At 69.2% G+C, this 23,030-nt stretch carries 17 protein-coding genes; 6 read left to right on the top strand and 11 right to left on the bottom strand.

Translation table 11 applies throughout. The features are described 5' to 3' along the window. Positions 1–80 precede the first annotated feature (80 nt). On the top strand, positions 81–1,607 hold the full coding sequence (locus tag AC1RIF_RS26145; RefSeq protein WP_492604296.1) for a PucR family transcriptional regulator: 1,527 nt from the start codon (positions 81–83) through the stop codon (positions 1,605–1,607). A gap of 40 nt (positions 1,608–1,647) precedes the next feature. Here AC1RIF_RS26145 and AC1RIF_RS26140 read toward each other — a convergent pair whose 3' ends face one another. After that, on the bottom strand, positions 1,648–4,803 hold the full coding sequence (locus AC1RIF_RS26140) for an NAD-glutamate dehydrogenase domain-containing protein (RefSeq protein ID WP_492604295.1): 3,156 nt from the start codon (positions 4,801–4,803) through the stop codon (positions 1,648–1,650). A 352-nt stretch (positions 4,804–5,155) separates the two neighbouring features. Between AC1RIF_RS26140 and AC1RIF_RS26135 the strand changes: the two genes are divergently transcribed. Further along, positions 5,156–6,763: a class I adenylate-forming enzyme family protein gene (locus AC1RIF_RS26135; RefSeq protein ID WP_492604294.1), complete on the top strand. Its 1,608-nt coding sequence runs from the start codon at positions 5,156–5,158 to the stop codon at positions 6,761–6,763. Between the two features lie 5 nt (positions 6,764–6,768). On the opposite strand, the gene AC1RIF_RS26130 is transcribed toward AC1RIF_RS26135, so the two are convergent. From AC1RIF_RS26130 to AC1RIF_RS26110, 5 genes are all read right to left on the bottom strand, one after another. Next, entirely contained in the window at positions 6,769–7,374 is a 606-nt protein-coding gene (locus tag AC1RIF_RS26130; protein WP_492604293.1) for a 5-oxoprolinase subunit B family protein, read from the bottom strand. Beyond that, positions 7,374–8,132 carry a LamB/YcsF family protein gene (locus tag AC1RIF_RS26125; RefSeq protein WP_492604292.1) on the bottom strand — a complete coding sequence of 253 codons (759 nt, stop codon included), beginning with the start codon at positions 8,130–8,132 and terminating at the stop codon, positions 7,374–7,376. Before AC1RIF_RS26125 ends, AC1RIF_RS26130 begins: the two co-directional genes overlap by 1 nt. 43 nt (positions 8,133–8,175) lie before the next feature. After that, complete coding sequence (locus AC1RIF_RS26120) at positions 8,176–8,952, bottom strand: thioesterase family protein (RefSeq protein WP_492604372.1); 777 nt, start codon at positions 8,950–8,952, stop codon at positions 8,176–8,178. Positions 8,953–9,087: 135 nt separating this feature from the next. Further along, positions 9,088–10,707 (bottom strand): 4-hydroxyphenylacetate 3-hydroxylase family protein, encoded by a 1,620-nt coding sequence (locus tag AC1RIF_RS26115; protein WP_492604291.1) that lies wholly within the window; start codon positions 10,705–10,707, stop codon positions 9,088–9,090. A gap of 25 nt (positions 10,708–10,732) precedes the next feature. Next, entirely contained in the window at positions 10,733–11,296 is a 564-nt protein-coding gene (locus tag AC1RIF_RS26110; RefSeq protein ID WP_492604290.1) for a flavin reductase family protein, read from the bottom strand. Between the two features lie 202 nt (positions 11,297–11,498). Between AC1RIF_RS26110 and AC1RIF_RS26105 the strand changes: the two genes are divergently transcribed. After that, positions 11,499–12,425: an AraC family transcriptional regulator gene (locus AC1RIF_RS26105; RefSeq protein WP_492604371.1), complete on the top strand. Its 927-nt coding sequence runs from the start codon at positions 11,499–11,501 to the stop codon at positions 12,423–12,425. A gap of 31 nt (positions 12,426–12,456) precedes the next feature. Continuing rightward, positions 12,457–13,314 carry a catechol 1,2-dioxygenase gene (catA, locus tag AC1RIF_RS26100; RefSeq protein WP_492604289.1) on the top strand — a complete coding sequence of 286 codons (858 nt, stop codon included), beginning with the start codon at positions 12,457–12,459 and terminating at the stop codon, positions 13,312–13,314. A gap of 85 nt (positions 13,315–13,399) precedes the next feature. Here catA and AC1RIF_RS26095 read toward each other — a convergent pair whose 3' ends face one another. Genes AC1RIF_RS26095 through AC1RIF_RS26085 form a run of 3 tightly spaced genes read right to left on the bottom strand, consistent with a single transcriptional unit; the run spans position 13,400 to position 16,094 of the window. Continuing rightward, on the bottom strand, positions 13,400–14,299 hold the full coding sequence (locus AC1RIF_RS26095; protein WP_492604288.1) for a metal ABC transporter permease: 900 nt from the start codon (positions 14,297–14,299) through the stop codon (positions 13,400–13,402). Further along, positions 14,296–15,144, bottom strand: coding sequence for a metal ABC transporter ATP-binding protein (locus tag AC1RIF_RS26090; protein WP_492604287.1), 849 nt, complete (start codon positions 15,142–15,144; stop codon positions 14,296–14,298). The genes AC1RIF_RS26095 and AC1RIF_RS26090 overlap by 4 nt, the downstream gene beginning before the upstream one ends. Further along, complete coding sequence (locus AC1RIF_RS26085) at positions 15,141–16,094, bottom strand: metal ABC transporter solute-binding protein, Zn/Mn family (RefSeq protein ID WP_492604286.1); 954 nt, start codon at positions 16,092–16,094, stop codon at positions 15,141–15,143. The genes AC1RIF_RS26090 and AC1RIF_RS26085 overlap by 4 nt, the downstream gene beginning before the upstream one ends. 179 nt (positions 16,095–16,273) lie before the next feature. Here AC1RIF_RS26085 and AC1RIF_RS26080 point away from each other — a divergent pair, with 179 nt between their 5' ends. Continuing rightward, positions 16,274–17,365 (top strand): LacI family DNA-binding transcriptional regulator, encoded by a 1,092-nt coding sequence (locus AC1RIF_RS26080; protein ID WP_492604285.1) that lies wholly within the window; start codon positions 16,274–16,276, stop codon positions 17,363–17,365. 16 nt (positions 17,366–17,381) lie between these two features. On the opposite strand, the gene otsB is transcribed toward AC1RIF_RS26080, so the two are convergent. Both otsB and kstR read right to left on the bottom strand, forming a co-directional pair. Continuing rightward, complete coding sequence (otsB, locus tag AC1RIF_RS26075) at positions 17,382–19,943, bottom strand: trehalose-phosphatase (RefSeq protein ID WP_492604284.1); 2,562 nt, start codon at positions 19,941–19,943, stop codon at positions 17,382–17,384. Between the two features lie 68 nt (positions 19,944–20,011). Further along, positions 20,012–20,650: a cholesterol catabolism transcriptional regulator KstR gene (kstR, locus tag AC1RIF_RS26070; protein ID WP_492604283.1), complete on the bottom strand. Its 639-nt coding sequence runs from the start codon at positions 20,648–20,650 to the stop codon at positions 20,012–20,014. 93 nt (positions 20,651–20,743) lie between these two features. Here kstR and AC1RIF_RS26065 point away from each other — a divergent pair, with 93 nt between their 5' ends. Next, complete coding sequence (locus AC1RIF_RS26065; protein ID WP_492604282.1) at positions 20,744–22,936, top strand: acyl-CoA dehydrogenase family protein; 2,193 nt, start codon at positions 20,744–20,746, stop codon at positions 22,934–22,936. Positions 22,937–23,030 lie beyond the last annotated feature (94 nt).

Genomic DNA, 23,030 nt, shown 5'->3' with positions numbered 1-23,030 from the left:
CGAACACCTGCCAGAATGGAGTGGGGGGCTGCATGCGATTCGCCATTTCGGACCACAATCGGGCCGGGTCAGGAGTTGAGATGGGTGTGACCGTCCGGTGGGTGCTGGCGCAGCCGGAGTTGGCCCTGCGTCTGCGCGGTGGTGCATCGGGGCTTGACCGCGACATCGAGTTCGCCATCACGACCGAGCTGTCGGATCCGTCGCCGTGGCTCTCGGGTGGCGAACTGCTGCTGACCACGGGTCTCGGGACCCCGTCCGGTGCGGACGGGTACCGGGACTACCTGCGCCGACTGTTCGACGCGGGTGTCGCGGCGGTCGGCTTCGGCGTGGGCCTGACCCACGCCGCGATTCCCGCCGCGCTGGTCGCGGCCGCCGACGAGACCGGACTACCACTGCTGGAGGTGCCGCTGCCGACCCCGTTCGCCGCGGTCACGAAGCGGGTCATGGATTCCCTGGCGGAGCAGCGGTACGACGCGCTGCTGCGCGCGTCCCGTGCCCAGCCACGGATGACGAGGGCCGTGGTCCACGGCGGCGCCCGCGCGATCGTGCGTGAGCTGGCAGTGGCCACCGATGCGAAGGCACTGCTGTTCGACCGCCGCGGCAGGCTCCTCGAATGCCATCCCGCGGGTGTGGACGTCGCCACCGTCACCGAGGTGTCCGATCTGATCGACTCGGTGTCCGAGGCGGCGTCGAGCTTTGTCGCCCAGGCACATTCGGGCCAGTCCATGACCGTTCAGCGGATCGGGTTGGGAGGCAGTCTCCACGGCTGCCTCGCGGTGGTGAGCCCCAAGCCGCTCGGATCCGTCGACCAGGTCCTGCTGGGCCACGCCAATTCGTTGCTGGCACTCGACTTCGAGAAGCCGGTGCGGTTGCGGGCCGCGCAGAACAAGCTCAACAGCCAGATCCTCGGCCTGCTGCTCTCGGACGACATCGACCTCGAGCCCGCCCGTGAACAACTCGCGCCCGCCGCGGACGATCGCGGCGCCGTCCGAGCGCTGGCCGGGGCCTGCCCGTCGCGGGAGGACGTGGATGCGGTCGTGTCCTCGATCGAGTCGGCGATGAACGAGGCGGGCCGGCCGCTCTTCCTGCGGCGGACCGAGGAGAAGGTGGTGGTGCTGCTCCGCGGAACCGACGACGTCGCGTTCGCGCGGACACTGTTCGCCCGTGCAGGAGAGTCTGTCCGACGGTCCGCCCGCGTCGGGCTGAGCGGGCCCCTGCCGGTGGGGCGCTTCGCGGAGGCGATCGACCAGGCACAGTTGGCGGCGTCGGCGTCCGGAGCGGGCGCGGCACCGCTCGAGTTCTCGGCACTGACCGGCAGTGCGCTGTTGACGTTCGACTCGACCCGTCAGGTGCTGCGCTCGGTCGCCGCGACGATGATCACGCCCCTGGCCGACCACGATCGTGACCACGGAACCGATCTGGTCGCCTCGCTGCGAGCGTTCCTCGAGGCGAACGGGCACTGGGAGTCGGCGGCGAATGTGCTCGGCGTGCACCGTCACACCCTGCGGAGCCGGATCGCGAAGATCGAATCGCTGCTGGACTGTCGGCTCGACGTCGCCCGGGTGCGAGCGGAACTGCTCCTGGCGATCATCGCGTCCCAGGCGTAGCGCCCGGAACGTGCGTTCCGGGCGCCACACCTGTCGTGGACTACCGTGCGACCGCGGTGAGCACGGTCGCGAGTTCCGCGCTGATCGTGCAGGCCCGCGCGAGGTCGATGTCGCCGTCGGCCTGGGCCTCGACGACGATCCGGTGCAGCCTGGCGACCACCGGCTCGTGGCGTGCCCGCCACAGTGCCGTCCGGTCGCCGCGCGATTCGTCGCCGCTTTCGCCCGTCACTACACAGCCGGCCAGTGCGTGCAGCCGTCCGGAGATCTCGTCCCGCAGAGCCGCCGTCGCGAGCGTGTCCCAGTACGACCTCCGGGGCCAGTGCTCCAGGCGATCGACGACACGGAAGATGCCCAGGTCGGCTCCCAGCGTCAGGTAGGCGTCGGCCACCCGGTCGATCGGAACCCCCAGTGCGAGAGCGCTCTCCGCGAACGGGAGCGCCTCGGCGAGGAGCGGCAGCGAGGTGCCCTCGATCGTGCCGTCGACGAGGTTCGCGGGCGCCGACCGCTCGAGCAGTCGGCGGACGGTCCCGCCGTACCGGCGCACCTCCGACTGCGGGTCGAGCGGCACGGGCCGATTGCGCAGCAGCCACGAACAGGCACGCTCGATGAGCGCCTGCACCGCGTGCAGCGGACCCCACGAGTCGCGGTCGGCGGGGTCGACGACGGACGTGGCCCGATTCCACATCGCGTCCACGTCGAAGAGCTCCGCCACCACCGCGTACGCCAGCGCGACCTGGGGTGTGCTCACGCCGAGTCGCTCCTCGAGCCGGTAGATCAGACCGGGGCCGACGTGATTGATCAGTTGATCCGCGATCTGCGTGGCGATGATCTCCCGGCGCAACCGGTGCTCGCGGATGCGGTCGGGGATGCGGTCGCGGAACGACGGCGGGAAGTAGTCGACGAGCAGGTGGGCGAAGATCGGTTCGTCCGGAACCTCGGACGCGAGCAGGTCGTCGCGCACGGTGTTCTTCGAATGTGCCAGCAGCGTGGCGATTTCGGGTCGGGTCAGGCCGAGGCCGGCCTCGGTGCGCAACCGCAGTTCCTGCTTGCTCGGCAGTACCGCGCGGCCACGGTCCAGTCCGCCGACCGCCTCGAGGTTGACGATCAGGCGCTCGTGCCGCCCGAGCAGCGCGACAGCCTGCGACTCGGCGAGGCTGATCGCCTGCGTCTGGCTCGCGCAGTCGTCCAGGACGGCGCCCGCCACGTCGTCGGTGCACGCGGCCAGCAGTGCGTGGCGTTCGCCCGCGCTCAACTGACCCGCCGCGACGGCACCGTCCAGGGCGATCTTGAGGTTCACCTCCCGGTCGGAGGTGGCGACCCCGGCGGCGTTGTCGATGAAGTCCGCGTTGATCCGTCCGCCGCGGACGGCGAACTCGATCCGGGCCCGCTGGGTGAAGCCGAGGTTGCCGCCTTCGCCCACCACGCGGCAGCGCATGTCGGCGGCATCGACGCGGACGGCATCGTTCGCGGGATCGGCTGCATCCCCGTCGGTTTCGGTCGAGGACTTCACGTACGTCCCGACCCCGCCGTTCCACAGCAGATCCACCGGCGCGCGGAGGATCGCCCGGATCAGCTCGCCCGGCGAGAGGGTGTCGGCGTCGATGCCGAGTCGCGCCCGAGCGGCAGGCGACAGAGGGACCTGCTTGGCGGACCGCGGCCAGACTCCGCCACCCTCGGAGATGGCGTCGCGGGGGTAGTCGTCCCAACTGGAGCCGGGCGTCTCGAACAGTGAGCGGCGCTGCTCGAACGAGGCGTCGGGGTCGGGGTCGGGGTCCAGGAAGACATGTCGGTGATCGAACGCGGCGACCACCTTGATCGTGCGCGAGAGCAGCATCCCGTTGCCGAACACGTCTCCGGACATGTCACCGATGCCCGCGACGGTGACCGGGTCGGCCTGGGTGTCGACGCCCAGTTCGGCGAAGTGGCGGCGAACCGACAGCCAGGCGCCGCGGGCGGTGATGCCCATCGCCTTGTGGTCGTATCCCCGCGAGCCGCCCGAGGCGAAGGCGTCACCCAGCCAGTAGTCGTACTCGGCGGCAACCGCATTCGCGACGTCCGAGAACCGCGCCGTGCCCTTGTCGGCGGCGACGACCAGGTAGGGGTCGGCGTCGTCGTACGCGACGGTGTCGGCGGGAGCGACGACGCGGCCGTCGATCAGGTTGTCCGTGACGTCCATCAGTCCGCGAATGAACGCCGCGTACCCGTCGGCAGGTGCGACACCGCCGAGCAGCACGTACGAGCCCTTGGCTCCGGTCGGGACGATCGGCGAGTTCTTCACGGTCTGTGTGGTCATCAGCCCGAGCACCTCGGTGCGGTAGCTCTCGGGCCGGTCCGACCAGCGCAGCCCACCCCGTGCGACCGCGCCCGCCCGGACGTGCACGCCCTCGACGCCACCGCCGCGGACGAAGATCTCGCGGTGCGGAACGACACGACCGGGCTGCGCCAGCCGCGACGGGTCGAGCTTGAACGAGGCGTGCTCCTTCACCCGGCCGTCCGCGGTGCGCTGATACCAGTTGGTACGCAGCACCGCCGCCACGAAACCGGTCAGCGCGCGCAGGATTCGGTCCTCGTCGAGGGTTGCCGCGTCCTCGACGAGTGTGCCCAGCCGTGCCTGCAACTCGGTGATCGCCTGGTCGCGGTCGGGGAGTTCCGGGTCGAACCGGGTGTGGAACAGCGCCACGATGCTGTTGGTGAAGGCGTTGTGGCGCAACAGGGTATCGACGACGTAGATGTCGGAGAACCCGAGACCCACCTGCTGGAGGTAGCGGACCATGCAGCGGACCAGCACGACATCGCGCCAGCTGAGGCCGGCCACGGGGGTGAGCATGCAGAACCGGTCGATTTCCAGGCCCTCGGCGGTCGCGGTCTCGAAAGCGTCGACGAGCAGCGCGGTGGCGCCGACCGCCCAAGTCCGGTCGGGGCGGCCGAAGCGGAACCGGTCTGCCGTGGCGACGTCGCCGTTCGGTAGTGGAGCGGCGATCGGTTCGTGCTCCTCGATCCGGAGGCCGAAGCACTCGAAGTCCCTCGAGACGTCGGCCAGCGCGGGCCGCGGGCCCGGCCACTCCACGACCGCGTCCATGGCGTCGGGGGCGTCGGGGGCGTCGGGGGCGTCGCAGGGAGCGACCAGTTTCATGCGGGGGCGATTGTCGGTGTTCGGAGCGTGCGGGAGCGTCATCGATCCCTTGCTGATGGTCATCACACACCTGTTCGGTCGGCGGGAGTCGGAGTCGTCGGACCTGGACGCTCTGAGTGTGCCGTGCTCGCAAGGATTTTCGATTGGACACTTTGTCGAGCCGGATGGTCGTGATCCACCGAATTGCACATCGGCTTTCCGTCGGACCGGCAGGTACGGCCGGACCCGGGGCTCGTTGTCGCGCCATCGGAGATAAACAAGCATGCGTGCTTGCTTTCTCGAGTGTCGAGTGAAATGCTGGCCCGCAGCCCGTCGAAAGTGATCTACCTCACGATCTCGGTCGCGGTGTCGTGGGTCGGTCGTTTGTTCTTGGGTGTGCTCGGGTCCGCTTTCTGCCGAAGGAAAGGTCGCGTCAGTGAAATCCAATCTGTCCGGTATCGATTCGTTGGAGTTGAACCTCGCCGCCCGGGTGTGTGTGGGTGATGCGTTGACTCGGGTCGCGCGAGTGTTCGGAAGCCGCGAAGCGGTCATCGATCGCGGGCGGCCGATCACCTATCGTGAACTCGACGATGCCGCGGAGGCGCTGGGACGCGCGTTTCTCGACGCCGGGATCGAACGGCAGCAGCCGGTGGCGATGCTGATGGCCGACGGCTGGAAGCTCCTGGCCACCTATTTCGCCTGCGCGAAGTCGGCGCTGGTTGCCATGCCCGTGAACATCGCGCTCTCGGCCGAGGACATCGAGTGGATCCTGCGCGACGCTGGTGCCGCCGTGGTCGTCGCCGACGCGGCATTCGTGCCGCTGCTCGAAGCGGCGTTGCCCCGGCTCGATTCGGTGCGCACGGTGGTGGTGGTCGATGCGGCGGCCGACGGGATCGCGGGCCGCGCCGTCCAGCGCTGGGAAACGCTGGTCGACCGTGGCGCGGACGGCCGCCTCGAGGTGATCGTCGACGATCGCGACGTGGTCCAGTGCCTCTACACGTCCGGCACCACATCTCATCCGAAAGGTGTGCTCACCAGCCATGTCTCGGTGATGATCGCCGGCCTGACGAACGCGCTGATGCAGGGTGGGACGTGGGGGAACTCGCCGTCGACCCTGCTGAACGTGCTGCCGCTGTTCCACACCACCGGTCTCGACACCCTCGTGCTCCCGATGCTGATGACCGGCGGTCGGGTCGTGCTCCCGGGACGGTTCGATCCGGCCGTGGTCCTCGACGCGATCGAGGAGCACGACGTCACCCATGCGATGCTGCTGCCGATCATGTGGAAGGCGCTGGTCGACGTGAACGCCGCCGCTCCGAGGAATCTCGAGTCGGTCCGGCTGTGCATCTACGCGATGGCGCAGATGCCGGCCGAAGTCCTCGACCGCGTGGACGCCGCCTTCCCGAACGCGGCCGTGATCCTCGGGTCGGGGCAGACCGAGGTGGTGCCCGCGACGGTGCTGCAGTGGCCCGAACATCGGACCACCAAGCCGGGCTCGTGGGGACCGCCGGTCCCGACGGTCGAGGTGGCGATCATGGACGCCGACGGGAACCTGCTGGCGTCCGGGGAGACCGGTGAGATCGTCTACCGCGGACCGCACGTGTGCAGTGGTTACTGGAACAACGCCGAAGCGAACACCAAGGCCTTCGCGCACGGGTGGTTCCACAGCGGCGACATCGGCCACATCGACGACGAGAGCGTCGTGTGGTTCACCGACCGGCTCAAGGACATCATCAAGTCCGGCGGCGAGAACGTCTCGTCGATCGAGGTCGAACGTGTGGTCGCCAATGTTCCCGGAGTGCTGGAATGTTCGGTGATCGGTGTGCCGGACGATCGGTGGGGGGAGGCCGTGTGCGTGGCCGTCGTCCCGGCGCCCGACACCGACGAGGACGGCCTCGAGGCCCGGATCCTCGAGCACGCGCGGCAGCAATTGGCGGGCTTCCAGGTGCCCAAGCGGGTCATCGTCGTCGAGGCACTACCCAAGACCGCCACCGGGAAGACACGCAAGCACGAGCTGCGAGCCGCGGTGCAGCAGAACGTCTGACGGCGTCAGATCGCCACGAACGTGACCGCGGCACCCGGCTGCAGCAGTGCGGGCGGGTCGCGGTCCACGTCCCACATCCGTTCGGCGGTGGTCCCGATCAGTTGCCAGCCCCCCGGCGAGGAGCGTGGATAGATACCCGTGAAATCGCCGGCCAACGCGACGGCGCCGACGGGGACGGCGGTGCGGGGCGACGAGCGACGGGGCACATGCAGGCGCGAATCACCACCGACGAGGTAGCCGAAGCCGGGGCTGAAACCGACGAACGCCACCGTCCACGTCTGTCCGGTGTGCGCGGCGACCACCCCGTCGACACCGAGACCGGTGAGCTCGCCGACCTCCGCCAGGTCGGTTCCGTCGTAGCGGACGGGGATCTCGACGGGAGCGCCGACGGTCGCCGCGTCGGCCGCGCTCGGTGCGGTCGAGCGCACCCAGGAGGCGATCTGGTCGGGGCGGGAGCCGGTGAACTGCACCAGGATCGACCGGGCGGCCGGCACCAGGTCGACGACGTCCGGGTGCCGATTCGCGTCGAGCCCGCGGAAGTGTGCGAGTGTGTCGTCGAGTCCGTCGAACTCGATCAGCAGCGCCCGGTCACCCGCGTCGAGGATGCGCATCAGACGAACGGTTTCACGTGGATCTGCTCGGCGCCCAGTCGGGTGCGGATCGCGGCTGCCATCGCGACGGCCTCCGGGGTGTCCCCGTGCACGCACACGGTTTCCGCGGAGATCGACACCTGCGATCCGTCGACGGCGTGGATCTTCCCGCTCGTGACGAGCCGGACCACCCGGTCGGCCACCGCATCCGGGTCGTGCAGCACTGCGCCGGCCTCGGTCCTCGGGACCAGGATGCCGGTGGGGGTGTAGGCGCGGTCGGCGAAAGCCTCGGTGACGGTGCGCAGTCCGGACTTCTCGGCCTCCTCGAGGAACACCGATCCGGGCAGTCCGAGCACCGGCAGGTCCGGGTTCATCGCGCGCACGGCCGCCACCACGGCCCGGGCCTGTTCGCGATGGTGGACGATCGCGTTGTACAGCGCACCGTGCGGCTTGACGTAGGTGACGGCGGAACCGCCGACCCGGGCCAGCGCGTCGAGGGCGCCGATCTGGTAGATCACGTCGGCGGTCAGGTCGGCCGAACCGATGTCGATGAACCGCCGGCCGAAGCCGGCGAGGTCGCGGTAGCCCACCTGCGCACCGATCCGCACGCCCCGGGCGGCGGCGTCCCGGCACGTGCGCAACAGTGTGGCCGGGTCGCCGGCATGGAATCCGCACGCGATGTTGGCGCTCGTGACGAGGTCCAGCATCGCCGCGTCGTCGCCGAGGGTCCACGCGCCGAAACTCTCGCCGAGATCGCTGTTGAGGTCGATGGATGCCACAACCCGATCCTAGTTCCGCGCCCTCCGCGCGGCGGACCTGCTTCTACCGTGCGGTCGGCCGGACGGTGAGGATCTGCGACGACGTTCCGATCGGGCCGCGGACATCGCTGACGACGCTGTGCGTGAGTCCGACGCCGGTGGCGCCGAAGCTGACGTTCGTGTCGAATCCCACCCATTCCCCGTGCGGTTCGGCGAACAGGTGGAAGGTGAGGTCCAGATTGGGGAAGGCCACGTCGGCCGGGCTGATACGCGTGGTCATGCCGTTGGCGATGTCGAGCAGTCCGGCGGTCCGCGCGACGGAACTGACCTGCTCGTCGGCGACGAGGTCCGCCGGGGTCCGCACCCAGAACGACGCGCGACCGGGTTCGATCTGGTCGCGGCGCACGTCGGCGGACTCGATGAATCCACCCGGCCACACCGTCGTCGCGTCCCACGACGGCATGTCCTCGGGTGCGGCGATCACGGGAAACGGCGTTGCGTGGAACGGCTGCGTCTCGAAGGCCTGCATCAGCCAGGCCCGTGCGACAACGGCGGCGCGGCCGTCGTGGCTGAGTGTCGCCTCGACCAGTTCGATCGTGCGCCCGGCGCGAATCGTGCGGACGGACGTGTCGACGACGCCGATCGGGAGGGTGCCGAGGATGTCGTAGGACAGCCGGCCGACGGCCGGGCGGTCGTCGCGGCGTCGATCGCGGTCGGTCTCGATGGCATGTGCCAGCAGACCCAGCGCGGGCGCGATGTGTTGTTCCTCGGTGTTCCAGGCACCGCCGGTGTGGCTGGTCGCGAGGAAGGCCGTCTCGGACAGTCGCTCGAAGTAGTGAATCGGTCTCTCCCTACGAGTTCGGGGGTGCGGCGGAACGGTACCGAACCTAGGACGCCGGCTACCGGTTCGGGCACCCCCGATCGGGGGTGAGGCTGCGCCGTGCGGTGGGTTCGACTGCACCGCACGGCGCTGCGGCTACTTGTTGTAGAACGCGGTCACGTCGCTGTTCCCGATCAGGTCCGGTACGGTCCAGCCGTCGAGGTCGTATTCGCTCATGAACTGCTCGGCCAACCCCTTCATCGCGGAGACGTCGCCTCGATTCTCGGCCGCGAACAGCAGTTCGGCCTTCACGTTCTCGTGGTTGCCCGAGTAGTTGCGTTCGTAGAGTTCGTGGCGGCCGCCGAACTCGGAGCCGATCGAGTCCCACAGCGCCTTCATCACCTTCACCCGTTCGACCGCGGTGATGCCGTCGCTGCCGCGCACGTACTTGTCGAGGTAGGGGCGCACCTCGGGATTCTTGAAGTCGGCGGCGCTGGACGGCAGGTAGATCAGTCCGGACGCGACGTCCTGCTCGATGATCTCCTTGATCCGCGGGTAGCCCTGGATCATGAACATCCGGTAGGTGAGTCCGTACTCGAGCTTCGGGATGACGGTGTCGCCGATCCAGGGTTCGGGGTTGCGGGCCATCGACTCGCTCAGGGACCAGAACAGGTTGCGCCAGCCGATGACCTCACCGACGCGGGTCTGGACGCCGCGGAAGCCGCCGGCGCCGGTGGCGTCGAGAGCCTTCATCAGTAGTCCGGCGATGAAGTCGAGCTTGACCGCGAGGCGGGTGCAGCCCTGGAAGGTGAACCGGGGCAGGAAGCCGGACTGCGGGAAGAACGCGTTGATCTTCTCGACGTCGCCGTACATGAAGACGTTCTCCCACGGCACCAGCACCTTGTCGAAGATGAAGATGGCGTCGTTCTCGTCCATCCGGGACGAGAGCGGATAGTCGAACGGCGAGCCGACGACGGCGGCGTTCTGCGAGTACGACGCGCGCGAGATGAGCTTGATGCCCGGGGCATCCATCGGCACCGTGCAGATCAGCGCGTATTCCTTCTTCTTGATCGGCAGGCCGTAATGCGCGATGAAGTTGTAGTTGGTGATCGCCGATCCGGTCGCCACCACCTTCGCGCCGGACACGATCAGGCCCGCGTCGGTCTCCTTCTCGACCTTCATGAACACGTCACCGACCTGGTCCGGCGGCAGCTGACGGTCGACCGGCGGGTTGATGATCGCGTGGTTCCAGTACAGGACCTTCTCCTGCGACTCGCGGTACCAGCGCTTGGCGTTGTCCTGGAACGGGGCGTAGAGCTCGCTGTTGGCGTTGAGGGTGCCGAGGAAACTGGCCTTGTAGTCGGGGGAGCGGCCCATCCAGCCGTAGGTCATGCGGGCCCAGGTGGCGATCGCGTCGCGTTCGCGGAGCAGGTCGTCGGAGCTGGTGGGCGTCTTGAAGAACGGCATGGTGACGCCGCCGTTGCCGGTGTCGGTGGGGCACGTGAGCGTGTCGACGTGCTCGCCTGTGTGCAGGGCGTCGTACAGGCGTGCGGTCATCCGGATCGAGTTGCGGAATGCCGGGTGGTTCCAGAACTCCTTCACCTTCTCGCCGTGCAGGAAGATCTCGCGGCCGTCCTTGATCGACTCGATGTACTCGTCGCCGGTCATGGGTCGGGTCGCGAAGTTCGCGGTCCGGTTCGCTTCGGAGTCGGCCGCGACATTGACCTGTGAACGGTCGACATCCGTGACGGCGGGGCGGGGCTCGGTGGTGGTCATCGTCTCTCCTGCTTGGGGGATCGGGTCAATTGGTCGCACCGGACAGGTGCAGTGGTGTGAAGGTGGTCCCGGAGTCGAACCATCCGCGGTGGGGGTCGTCCATCGATCCGTTCCAGGCGGCACTCCCACTCGGCGCGCCGAGATCGTGGAAGGTGCTGCGGTAGAAGAGCAACGGATCGGAGTCGCGGCACTGGGCGTCGACGATCTCGCCGATGAAGATCACGTGGTCGCCGCCGTCGTACTCGCGCCACGGGACGCACGAGAGGGTGGCGGCGCTGCCGGCCAGCACGGGTGCGGTGAGCCCCTCGGCCCACACCGGTTCGGGGGACTGCGGGCGACCGGCGAAGTGAAGCGCGACGTCGGTCTGGTCCGCGGCCAGGATGTTGACTGCGAACGGTGCGCCGGACAGGAACGCGCAGGCTTTGGACGTCCGGGTCAGGGTGACCTGGCACAACCGCGGTTCGAGGGAAATTGCGGTGAACGCTGTCACCGTGGCGCCGTGGGGCGTGCCGTCCTGTTTGGTGCAGGTGATGACGGTGACCCCACTTGCGAACTGTCCGAATATGTTTCGCAATCGGTGCGAATCCATGTCGGGGCTCCTTGCTGGTGGTCGTTGACTGTGACGGAGACCATAGTTCGACCGGATCGGGTTCGGCGATCCGCTGAGCGGCTCCACTATCCGGATTGCGCGGCGGGTTCGAGTGACCACTGTTGCCAGGGGAGGTGTTCCCGATCACACTGGGGCTGAAGTCCCGAACTGGACGGGATGGGAAGGGTGCGAGGGTATGGCGATGAACGTGACCGCCGATCCGGCGGATTGGGACGAGGCGGAGAATGCGGTCTCGGATGCGTACTTCCCGCACGCCCTGACGCCGCTCGCGGCCGGATCGGAGCCGCATCTCAATGTGCGGGCGATGCAGATCGGGCCGCTGCGTCTGGCTAGGATATGTTGGGGTGCAGAGGTTTCGGTGGACACCGAGCATCCCGGTGGGTACGCGGTGAACATCCCGCTGTCGGGCCGGATCGAATCCGTGAGTGCCGGCCGTGACGTGATCTCGGGTGTGGGGAGGGCGTCCGTGTTCCGGCCCGATACCCCGGCCGTGATCACCCGGTGGACCGCCGACTGCGAGATCGTCGGCGTCAAGGTGGACCGGGACTACCTGCACCGTGAGATGGGCCGCGTCCTGGGGCGTCCCGACCGCCGACTGCCCGATCAGGTGGACCTGTCGACGGTGGCCGGGCAGAACTGGTTGGGATTGCTGCGCTCGATCGTCCAGCAGGGGCGGGGCGGCGAGGGACTGTGGCAGACCCCGGTTGTCGCGGAGCAACTGTCGGGGGCCGTCACGGGCGCGTTCGTGCTGGCCGCGATACCCGACGACGTGGCCGCGGCGCCGCGGCCACGGATCGTCAAGCGGGTACTCGATCGGATCGACGAGGACCCGTCTCTCGCGTGGACCGCGAGCGACATGGCCGAGGCCGCGGGTGTGAGTGTGCGACGGCTACAGGAGGGATTCCGCGAGTACCTGGGCATGTGTCCGCGGGACTACCTGCTCGACGTCAGGCTCTCACGAATCCACGACGACCTGGTGGCAGGGGATCCGTCGGTCACGTCGGTGACCGACGTCGCTCTGCGCTGGGGGATCACGCACACCGGGCGGTTCGCGGGGGCATACCGACGCCGGTACGGGCGCACCCCGTCGGAAACATTGCGTTCCTGATGTTCTCGTGACGATTCGACGAGGAGGCTCCATGAGAAGCATCGACACCGCCGTCGCGACGGCACATGCATCCGGAAACGCGGCCACCGACAAGTTCACGACTGCGCGTGTCTCGTGTGGCACGTCGCCCGAACGGGCAGGAGCGATCTACCGGGACGTGCTGAGCGCGCTGGGGGAGATCATTCATCGGCACGAGGTCACTTATGACGAGTACCGCGTCCTCGCACAGTGGATGATCGACGTCGGCGAGTACGGCGAGTGGCCGTTGTGGCTGGATGTGTTCGTCGAGCACCAGGTCGAGGACGTCAACTACAGCCGGAACGGTCTAGCGGGTACCAGGGGCAGCATCGAGGGCCCCTACTACGTGCCGAATGCTCCGGAGCTTCCGGCGGTATGCACCATGCCCATGCGTGAGCAGGATCTCCGCGCGACGCCGCTGGTGTTCTCCGGGCAGGTCACCGACCTGGAGGGCAACGGGCTTGCCGGGGCCACGGTGGAACTGTGGCAGGCAGACGGGGACGGGTACTACTCGCAGTTCGCGCCGAACATCCCGGAGTGGAACCTGCGCGGCACCATCGTGTGTGATGACGAGGGGCGCTACCGGATCGCCACGATTCATCCTGCGCCGTACCGGATTCCGCACGACGGGCCGACCGGGTGGTTCATCGAATCGTACGGTGGTCACCCGTGGCGACCTGCGCACCTGCACGTGATGGTCAAGGCGCCCGGCCGGCTGCGGATCACCACGCAGCTGTACTTCCGCGGCGGAGACTGGGTCGAGACCGATGTCGCGAACGCGGTCAAGCCGGAACTGGTTCTCGATCCGGTGCGGGGCGCGGACGGCGTGAGCCGTCTGACGTACGACTTCGCGCTCGATCCGACCGAGTAGCCCAGGACACGTCGAATCCGTTCCGCACAGGGCACCACGGAGGGGCCGGTCGACAGATACGTGTCGACCGGACCCTCCGTGGTGGTCAGGCGTGGACGTGGTCTCCGGCCGGGACGACGACGCGTCCCGCGGAGCGCCGCCGGGCCGACCCGATCGCCCGGCACACCAGGTAGATCACGAACGAGATCGCGGTGACGAACGTCGAGACGGGCACGCCGGGGGCGAGCGAGAGCAGGATGCCGCCGACCGCGGCCAGTTCGGCGAACAGCACCGCCAGCACCGTGGCCCGCAGCGGGCTCGCGGTGACGTGCCCGGCCGCAGCGGCCGGGGTGATCAGCAGCGCCATGACGAGCAGTGCGCCGACGATCTGGACGCCGAGGGCGGCGGTGATGCCGACCAGAACGGCGAACACGATCGACAGGCCGCGCACCGGGACACCGCGCGCCGCCGCCACGTCGGGGTCGGTGCTCGCGAACAGCAGCGGACGGTAGATCACGGCGAGCGTGCCGATCACCACGACCGCGCAGCCCAGCAGCAGCGCCAGACCGGAGTTGCCGGGGGCGACGATCTGCCCGACCAACAGCGAGAAGCTCGTGCCGGTACGGCCGTCGTAGGCCCACAGGAAAAGCACCGACAGGCCCAGGCCGAAGGCCATGATGACGCCGATCACCGAATCGCGTTCACGCGCTTTGGTTCCCAGCAGCCCGAACAACACTGCGGCGACGACGGATCCGACGACGGCGCCGATGCCGACACCGACCCCGATCAGGAGGGCGGCCGACGCGCCGGTCAGCGACAACTCCGACGTCCCGTGCACTGCGAACGACATCTGCCGGCTCACGATCAGCGGACCGATCACGCCGGCGAGCAGGCCGAGGATCGCGCCCGCGATGAGCGCCTGCTGGACGAAGTCGTACTGCAGCAGATCCGCGGTGGCGGAGAAGTCGAACATGTGCGACATCGCGTCAGTGAACTTGTTGCTCATGCGTGGTCCTCGGTGTGGTGGACGCCCTCGCCGGGGCGCGGTCCGCCGCCGCTGCCGAGCGCGTCGATCGCGTCGCCGGTGCCGACGACCACGAGGCGGCCGCGCACGTGCAGCACCTCGACGTCGGTGCGGTACAGCTCGGACAGGACCTCGGAGGTCATGACCTCGGTGGGGGTGCCGATCCGGAACTGGCCGTCGACGAGGTAGAGCACGCGGTCGACGAGGGGCAGGATCGGGTTGATCTCGTGGGTCACGAACAGCACTGCGGTGTCGTGTTCGCGGCGGCGCCGGTCGATCAGTTCGGAGACGCGGTGCTGGTTGGCGAGGTCCAGGCTCAGTAGCGGCTCGTCGCACAGCAGCACCTTGGGGTCGCCGACGAGGGCCTGCGCGATCCGCAGCCGCTGCTGCTCACCGCCGGACATCGACCCGATCGGGGCGTCCGCGTACGACTGGGCGCCCACCTGTGCGATCGCGGAGTCGACGACCTTGCGCCGCTCGGCGCGACCGAACAGTCCGGTGCCCCAGCGGTGCCCGTCGTAGCCGAGGCCGACGAGGTCGCGACCGCGCAGCGGCAGTCCCTCGTCGAGCGACTTCTGCTGCGGGACGTAGCCGACGTGCGAGTTGCCGGCCTTCGCCGGTGTCCCGGCGATCCGCACGGTGCCGGCGGTGGGCGCGAGTTGTCCGAGCAGGATCTTCATGAGCGACGTCTTGCCGGAGCCGTTGGGACCGAGGACCGCGACGAACTCGCCCTGCTCGATCGTCAGGTCCAGGCCCGACCACAGCGTGCGCTCGCCGAACGACAGGCGTGCGTCGCGCAGTTCGACGGCGGGATGCACCGTGCTCACGACGCGGAGTTCAGCGCGTCGGCCAGCGACTGCGCCGTCTGCGTCTGCCACTGCACGAAGTCCATGCCCTCGGGCAGCGTCTCGGTGACCTCGACGACGGGGATGCCGGCGGTCTCCGCCGTCTCGCGCATGTTGCGGGTGACCTTGTCCTGGGTCTGCGAGTTGTAGACCAGCACACGCACCTTGTTCTCGGTGAACAGCTGCCGGGTCTCGGCGATCGCGGCGGGTGCCGGATCGGTGCCGTTCTCGATGGCGCTCGTGAACGCTTCGGGCGTGAGGTCCTTCAGCTCGGCGGCCTGCAGCAGGTAGTGCGCGATCGGCTCGCTCTGGGCGACCGGTGCGTCGCGGTGCGCGGCCGCGATGCCCGCGGACGTCTCTGACACCTGACGCAGCTGCGCACGGAACGCCTCGGCGTTGCGGGTGTAGACGTCGGTGCCCTCGGGATCGAGCCTGCCCAGTTCCTCGGCGATCGCGTTCGCGGTCGCGGAGACGGTGGGGATGTCGTACCAGACGTGCTCGTTGACCGTGCCGTGCGAATGGCCCGCGTGTTCGGAATCGGATTCGGTCGCGTGCGTGCCGGTGCGCTCCTCGTAGAGATCGAACGCGTCGACGACGGGCTTGGACCCGGCCGACCCGAGCACGTCTTCGACGAACTGGTCGTAGCCGCCACCGTTGAGGACGACGAGCGACGCGTCGGTGATCTTGGCGGCATCGGCCGGGCTGGCTTCGTAGGAGTGCGGATCGGCTGAAGGCTCGGTGACGATCGAGGTGACCTCGAGGCGGTCGCCCGCCACGGCCTGCGCGACGCTGCCCCACACGTTGGTGGAGGCCACGATGCGGATCTGGCCGTCGGAGCCGGGGGAACTGCCGCACGCTGTCAGCGTCGCCGCGGCGAGAGTCACCCCGACGGCCGCCGCGGCGGAACGTAAGGCATTGGACATGCCGGACATGCGCACAACTTCTCCTGGGTCACGAATCGGATGATCGGTGGCCCGGTGCCGGGCCTAAACGCTATTGGTAACCGTTTCCGTTTACACATTAGCGGAAGATTGCAGGTCGCGTCCCTCCAGGTGGAATGTGAGGTGCGTCCGAGTTCGCCGTCCGGCCTCCGACCCGCTACCGTCCCGTTATGCCAAGGTCTCGACAGCCACGCCGCCAAGCCACTCTGGCGTCGCTCGCCGCCGAGTTGAAGGTCTCGCGGACGACGGTCTCCAATGCCTACAACCGTCCCGACCAGCTTTCGGCCGAGCTTCGTGAGCGCGTGCTGCTCGCGGCCAAGCGCCGTGGATACCCGGGCCCCGATCCGGTGGCCCGCTCGCTACGAACGCGTCGTGCCGGCGCCGTCGGACTCCTCCTCACCGAGGCGCTCAGCTACTCCTTCCGGGATCCCGCGGCGATGAGCTTCCTCGCGGGGCTCACCGAGTCGTGCGAGGAGGCCGGTTACGGCCTGCTGCTCATCCCGGCCGGCCCCGGGCGCGACGAGGTGGAGGCCGCGGCGGTGGTCCAGCAGGCCGGCGTCGACGGATTCGTGGTGTACTCCGTCGCCGCGGACGATCCTTACCTGGCCGCGGTGCGGGAACGGCACCTGCCCACCGTCATCTGCGATCAGCCGCGCGAGATGCCGGGCGCATCCCTCATCGGGATCGACGACCGTGGCGCCATGCGTAAGGTGGCAGACTACCTGATCTCGCTGGGGCACAAGGAAATCGGAGTGCTCTGCATGCGGCTGGGTCGGGACCGCTCGGACGGGGTCGTCGGCAGTGCCCGCCTGCAGGCGTCGAACTTCCACGTCCAGCGCGAGCGCATCCTCGGTGTCCACGACGCCATGGAGGCGGCGGGACTCGATCCGAGCTCGCTCACCGTCGTCGAACGCTACGAGCACACGGCTCAGGACGGGCATTCCGCTGCGGCGCAGGCTTTGACGGTCAATCCGCGCATCACTGCGCTGATGTGCACCACCGACGTCCTGGCCCTCGGCGCGCTCGACTGGGCACGCTGCGAGGGTGTCGACGTCCCCGGGCGCCTGTCGATAACAGGGTTCGACGGTGTCGAGGACGCCCTCCGGGAGGGCCTGACGACCGTGCGCCAGCCCGGCGAGGACAAGGGCCGGCGCGCGGGAGCGCTGCTGCTGTCCGGCTCCGACTCCGGCGTCACCACGGTCGAGATGCTCGAGACGGAGCTGCTGCGCGGCCACACGGCCGCGTCCCCGCCCGAGCCCTAGCTGTAGCCCCCGGTGCTCAGCCCGTGGTGTCCGCGCTGAGCAGCTGCGCACAACGCAGCAGCCCCAGGTGGCTGTACGCCTGGGGGTGGTTACCCAGGGAGCGTTCCGCGACAGGGTCGTACTCCTCGGCGAGCAGTCCGGTCGGTCCCGCCGCGTTCACCAACTGCTTGAACAGGGCCTCGGCGTCGGACCGCTGACCGATCAGCAGGTACGCCTCCACCAGCCACGCGGCGCACAGGTGGAAGCCACCCTCGGTGCCGGGCAGCCCGTCGTCGTGGTGGTAGCGGTACACGGTGGAGCCGCTGCGCAGCTCGGCCTCCGTCGCGACTACGGTCGCGGCGAACCGCTCATCCGTCGGATCGATCAGTCCGGACAGTCCGATGTGCAACGTCGCGGCGTCGAGATCGGTGCCGTCGTAGGCCGCGGTGTACGACTCGACGTCGGCGTTCCAGCCCTTCTCGATCACTTCCTCGCAGATCTCGTCCCGCAGCGCGGCCCACGTCGTGCCGGGCGCGCGGCCGAAGTTCGCGGCCAGGGTGAGGGCGCGGTCGACCGTGAGCCAGCCCATCACCTTCGAGTACACGTGGTGTCGGGGGTTGTCGCGGATTTCCCAGATGCCGTGGTCGGGTTCGCTCCACCGCCGCTCGACTGCCTCGACCATCGCGGACACGAGTTCCCAGTCGCGGTCGGTGAGTGCGTCGGATCCGGTGATGCCCTTCTTCTCCCGGGCGTGGGCGAGGTTCGAGATCAAGTCGACGATGGGTCCGAACACGTCCAGCTGCACCTGCTGGTTCGCGGCGTTGCCGACGCGCACCGGACGGGATCCCGCGTATCCGGGCAGCGAATCGATCACCGCCTCCGGCGGCAGGCCGGTTCCGTACAGCGTGTAGAGCGGGTGCAGCCGCTCCGGGCCGTGCAGCGTCTCGAGCACGCCGTGCACCCACTCGAGATAATTTTCGGCCTCCGCGAGGGAGCCGAGGCTCACGAGGGCTGCGGCCGTCAGTGCCGCGTCGCGCAGCCAGCAGTAGCGGTAGTCCCAGTTGCGGACCCCGCCGATCTCCTCCGGCAGCGACGTCGTGGCCGCCGCGAGGATCGATCCACTCGGCGCATGGACGAGCCCGCGCAGCGTGAGAGCCGACCGCTTCATCAGATCCGGCTTGAGCGGCGGCAGCTCGAGCGTGTTCGCCCAGTCTCGCCAGTACGATTCGGCGATCTCCCGGCGTTCCGGTTCCGAAATCTGCGAAGGGCCCAGATCTTCGGTGCCACAACGCAGTTCGAGAACAATCGGGCCCTGCGACGGGTCGACGACCGCGTGCGCGGTCTGCTGGGTGCCGTCGGTGGTGATGTTCCAGCGCACGCCGGGGGAGCGCAGCACCATCGGCTCGCTCGTGCCGGAGACCCTGAGCCCGTCGGTGTCCGGCTCCAACTGCACCGTGACCTGACCGAACTCCGGTCGTGGCGCGAAGCTGACGACCGCCTTCGCGCGGCCCGTGATGACGCGCGTGAGGTCGGTGCGACTCGGCTGGACGTCGTGCGGCAGGTAGTCGGTGACCGTGAGGCTGGCCCAGCGGGTCTGCACGGTCATGGTGCCGTCGAGGTACTGCTGGCTCAGCGGCAGCGCCTCGCGCTGCGGGCCGACGCTGAAGTGACCGGCCTCGGCGCCGCCGAGGAGGTGGGCGAACACTGCGGCCGAATCCGGCTCTGGGTGACACAGCCACGTGAGGTTCGCATCGGGGGTGATCAGCGCGACCGAGCGGGGGCTCGCGAGCATCGTCAGCCGCTCGATGGGCGGTGCGTCCGGGCCCGACAGCCATGTCCGGCGCTCCTCGAGCAGGAACGCCAACGCCGCGGCCACGTCCTCGGTGGACTCGACCCGGTGCTCGGCGAGCGTGACGCCGTCGCCGACCTTGATGCCGACGTCGGGGCCCTGCAGGTGGCTGAACGCCTTCTCGTCCGTGACGTCGTCGCCGAAGAACACGGCGGCCGTCGCCGCCTCCTGGTGGCGCAGGATGTCGAGCGCATTGCCCTTGTCGGTGGCGATGACGGCGAGTTCGATGACTGCCTTGCCTTCGGTGACCTGTACGCCGGTCCACAGCGCGGCCTCGGCATGCACGGCCGCAAGGGCCTTGGCGCCCGCCTCGGGGCTCGCGTTACGCACGTGCAACGCGGCACTGGCGGGCTTGGTCTCGACGGTGACGCCGGGATGCAGGTCCGCGATACGGGACAGTTCGGATGTGACCTCGCCCAGGAGCTTGCGGGCATTCGCGTCGATCGCGTGCACGAACCCGACGTCGAACTCGGAGCCGTGACTGCCGACCAACTGGACCTCGGCAGGCAGACGGGACAGCGTCGCGAGGTCCTTGAGTGCACGCCCCGAGATCACCGCGGCGGTGGTGCCGGCCAGCCCAGCCAGCGCCCGCAGGGCACGGACCGACTCGGCATGGGGGTACGCCTTCTCCGGATCCGAGACGATGGGTGCCATCGTGCCGTCGTAGTCGGACGCCACCAGCAGGCGGGGTGTCCGGGCCACGGTGACCAGGGCTCGGCGGAGTTCGATCGGCAGATCCAGAGCGCTCACAGGTTCAAACCTAAGCGATTACGGGCGTGCTGGCGCGCTGCCCCCGAAGTACCGACGGCCGCACCGGGTCACACCGGTGTCCGGGACCCGTCACCGAGGAGCAGTTCGACGGTCAGTTCCAGGCGCTTCGCGACGTCGGTCGCCGACGAGCGGCGGGTGAGCCAGGCCACCAGATTCGACAGCCACACGTCGCTGATGACGCGGGCGATCGCCAGTTCGTCCTCGGTGGGTTCACCGTCGGTCATGGCCCGTGCGAACAGCGTGTCCATGAGTTTGCCGACCTGGTCCACCTCGGCGGCGGCCGACGCGTCGGCGAACATGAACGCCCGGGTCATCGCCTCGGTGAGGAGGGGATCGCGCTGCATCGCCTTGGTGATCTGGCCGAGGATGAGCTGCATCCGCTCGAGCGGGCTGCGGCCCGGGGGGATCTTGCCCTTGGACTCGATCCTCTCGAACTCGCGCGCGAGGGCCGACACCAGCAGGTGCACCTTGGACGGGAAGTATCGGTAGAGGGTGCCCACCGCGACGTCGGCCCGTTCGGCGACGGCACGCATCTGCACGGCCTCGTAGCCGCCCTTGGAAGCGAGCGCGAGAGTCGCGTCGAGGATCCTCTTGCGCCGCTCGCGCTGCGCGTTGGAGCTGAGATCGTCCTCGCTGAGGGTCGTGACCGTGCCCCCTGTAGAACGGGATCGGGATGAGGTGGTCATCGACAGTTTCCTTCACGCCTTGACTCTTGACGGCCGAGCATATTAGAACACGTTCTAGATGAAAATGTCATCTATGAGAGGCGGGTAGACGTTGTGACAATCGCCACCACCGACGAGCAGAGGGCCGTCCAGGAGTCGATTCAGGCGTGGGCCCGCTCCGCGGCCCCACTGACCATTTTACGTGAAGGACCTGCGGATTTCTGGCGCCGCACGTGGCCCTCGGTGGCGTCCCTGGGGCTGTTCGCGGTGGGTGTTCCGGAGTCGGTCGGCGGGGTCGGTGGACGGGTGGTCGACCTGGCCGCGATGCTGGAACAAACCGCCGCCGAACTGGTGGGCGGCCCGGTTCTGTCGACCGCGCTCGCGGGACTGGTCCTCGGCCGCGCCGACGGAGCCGTCGCGAAGCAGTGGGCCGCGCAGATCGCGGAGGGCGAGTTGCCGTGTGCGGTCGTGGTCGACGGTCCCGAGGTCTCCGGGGTTCCCGACGCCGGGGGCGGCCTGGTCCTCACCGGTGACGCCGGGAACGCACTCGGCGGCGAGCCGGGTGTCGCCGTGCTCGTCTCGGCGCGTGCCGGCGATGCCGTCGTGTGGTGCCTCGTCGACGGCGACGCACCGGGGCTGACCGTCGAACCGCTCGACATCCTCGACAAGAGCCGTGGGACCGCCCGGGTCCGCTGCGAGGGCGTCGCCGTCTCGGCCGATCGCATCGTCGCCGGTGTCGCACCGGGCCTGGTCCGCGATCTCGCGGCCACCCTCGCGGCGGCCGAGGCGGCCGGCGTCGCGGGCTGGAGCCTGCGGACCGCGGTCGACTACGCGAAGATCCGCGAACAGTTCGGCAAGCCGATCGGCTCGTTCCAGGCGATCAAGCACCTGTGCGCCGAGATGCTGTGTCGGGTCGAGCAGGCGCGCGCGGTCGCGTGGGACGCGGCCGTCGCCGCCGAGGACGCCCTGCCGGACCCGGACACGGGCGGCGCCGGCACCTCGGAGTTGCCGATCGCGGCCGCGGTCGCGGCGTCGATCGCGCTCGACGCCGCGGTGCAGACCGCGAAGGACTGCATCCAGGTCCTCGGCGGTATCGGTTTCACGTGGGAGCACGACGCGCACTTCTACCTGCGCCGCGCGGTCTCGCTCAAGCAGATCCTCGGTGGCAGCAACGCGTGGCGCGCGCGGGTCACCGACCTGACGCGTGCGGGCGCCCGCCGCCACCTCGCGATCGACCTGTCCGAGCTCGATCCGGAGGCCGAGTCGGGGCGGGCCGCCGTCCGCGGCGAGGTGACCGCGTTGGCCGCCGTGCCGGCGTCGGAGCGTCGTGTCGCGCTCGCCGAGTCGGGCTACGCGGCACCGCACTGGCCGCGCCCGTACGGTCGCGGCGCGTCGGCGGCCCAGCAGATCCTGATCGGCGAGGAGATGGCGGCGGCCGGGATCGAACGCCCCGACCTCGTGATCGGCTGGTGGGCGGTGCCGACGGTGCTCGAGCACGGCAGCCCCGAGCAGATCGAGCGGTTCGCGCTGCCCACGCTGCGCGGCGAGATCACGTGGTGCCAGCTGTTCAGCGAGCCCGGTGCAGGATCGGACCTGGCGTCGCTGCGGACGACCGCCGAGAAGGTCGACGGCGGCTGGAAGCTCAACGGCCAGAAGGTGTGGACGTCGCTGGCCCGCGAGGCCGACTGGGCGATCTGCCTGGCCCGTACCGACAAGGACGCGCCCAAGCACAAGGGCATCACGTACTTCCTGCTCGACATGCGTACCGCCGGGATCAACATCTCGCCGCTGCGGGAGATCACCGGCGATGCGCTGTTCAACGAGGTCTTCCTCGACGACGTCTTCGTCCCGGACGAGTGCGTCGTGGGTCAGGTGAACGGCGGATGGAAGCTGGCTCGCACGACGCTCGCGAACGAGCGGGTCGCGATGAGTGGCGGATCGTCGCTGGGCAAGGCCGTCGAGGAGCTGCTCGAGCTGGCCGGCGATCCGGATCCGGTGACCGCCGACCACCTGGGTGCGCTGATCGCCGAGGCGCTCGTCGGGTCGCTGCTGGAGCTGCGCACCACGCTGCGTCAGCTCGACGGCCAGGACCCGGGGCCCGCGTCGAGCGTCCGCAAGCTCGTCGGTGTCCGCAACCGGCAGGCGGTCGCGGAGTTCGCTGTCGAGCTAGCCGGTGAGGCCGGTTGGGTCGAGGGGCCCCTCACGCGTGAGTTCCTGAACACGCGGTGCCTGTCGATCGCGGGCGGGACGACGCAGATCCTGCTCACGGTGGCTGCCGAGCGGCTGCTGGGGCTGCCACGCGACTGACGGTTCCCGGTCCGGGGCCGGGGGGGGGGGGGGGGGGGGGGGGGGGGGGGGGGGGGGGGGGGGGGGGGGGGGGGGGGGGGGGGGGGGGGGGGGG

The organism is Prescottella sp. GW823-FHT02E09 (assembly GCF_058797375.1).
Note: the sequence above shows the minus strand (reverse complement) of the source record. Positions and strands in the feature narration are given on the sequence as shown.

Bases quoted from the DNA above. Each gene is read 5' to 3' on its own strand.
- AC1RIF_RS26145 (WP_492604296.1), top strand. From the start codon at position 81: ATGGGTGTGACCGTCCGGTGGGTGCTGGCGCAGCCGGAGTTGGCCCTG.
- AC1RIF_RS26140 (WP_492604295.1), bottom strand. From the start codon at position 4,803: ATGACCATCAGCAAGGGATCGATGACGCTCCCGCACGCTCCGAACACC.
- AC1RIF_RS26130 (WP_492604293.1), bottom strand. From the start codon at position 7,374: ATGCGCATCCTCGACGCGGGTGACCGGGCGCTGCTGATCGAGTTCGAC.
- AC1RIF_RS26115 (WP_492604291.1), bottom strand. From the start codon at position 10,707: ATGACCACCACCGAGCCCCGCCCCGCCGTCACGGATGTCGACCGTTCA.
- AC1RIF_RS26110 (WP_492604290.1), bottom strand. From the start codon at position 11,296: ATGGATTCGCACCGATTGCGAAACATATTCGGACAGTTCGCAAGTGGG.
- AC1RIF_RS26105 (WP_492604371.1), top strand. From the start codon at position 11,499: ATGAACGTGACCGCCGATCCGGCGGATTGGGACGAGGCGGAGAATGCG.
- catA (WP_492604289.1), top strand. From the start codon at position 12,457: ATGAGAAGCATCGACACCGCCGTCGCGACGGCACATGCATCCGGAAAC.
- AC1RIF_RS26095 (WP_492604288.1), bottom strand. From the start codon at position 14,299: ATGAGCAACAAGTTCACTGACGCGATGTCGCACATGTTCGACTTCTCC.
- AC1RIF_RS26085 (WP_492604286.1), bottom strand. From the start codon at position 16,094: ATGTCCGGCATGTCCAATGCCTTACGTTCCGCCGCGGCGGCCGTCGGG.
- AC1RIF_RS26080 (WP_492604285.1), top strand. From the start codon at position 16,274: ATGCCAAGGTCTCGACAGCCACGCCGCCAAGCCACTCTGGCGTCGCTC.
- kstR (WP_492604283.1), bottom strand. From the start codon at position 20,650: ATGACCACCTCATCCCGATCCCGTTCTACAGGGGGCACGGTCACGACC.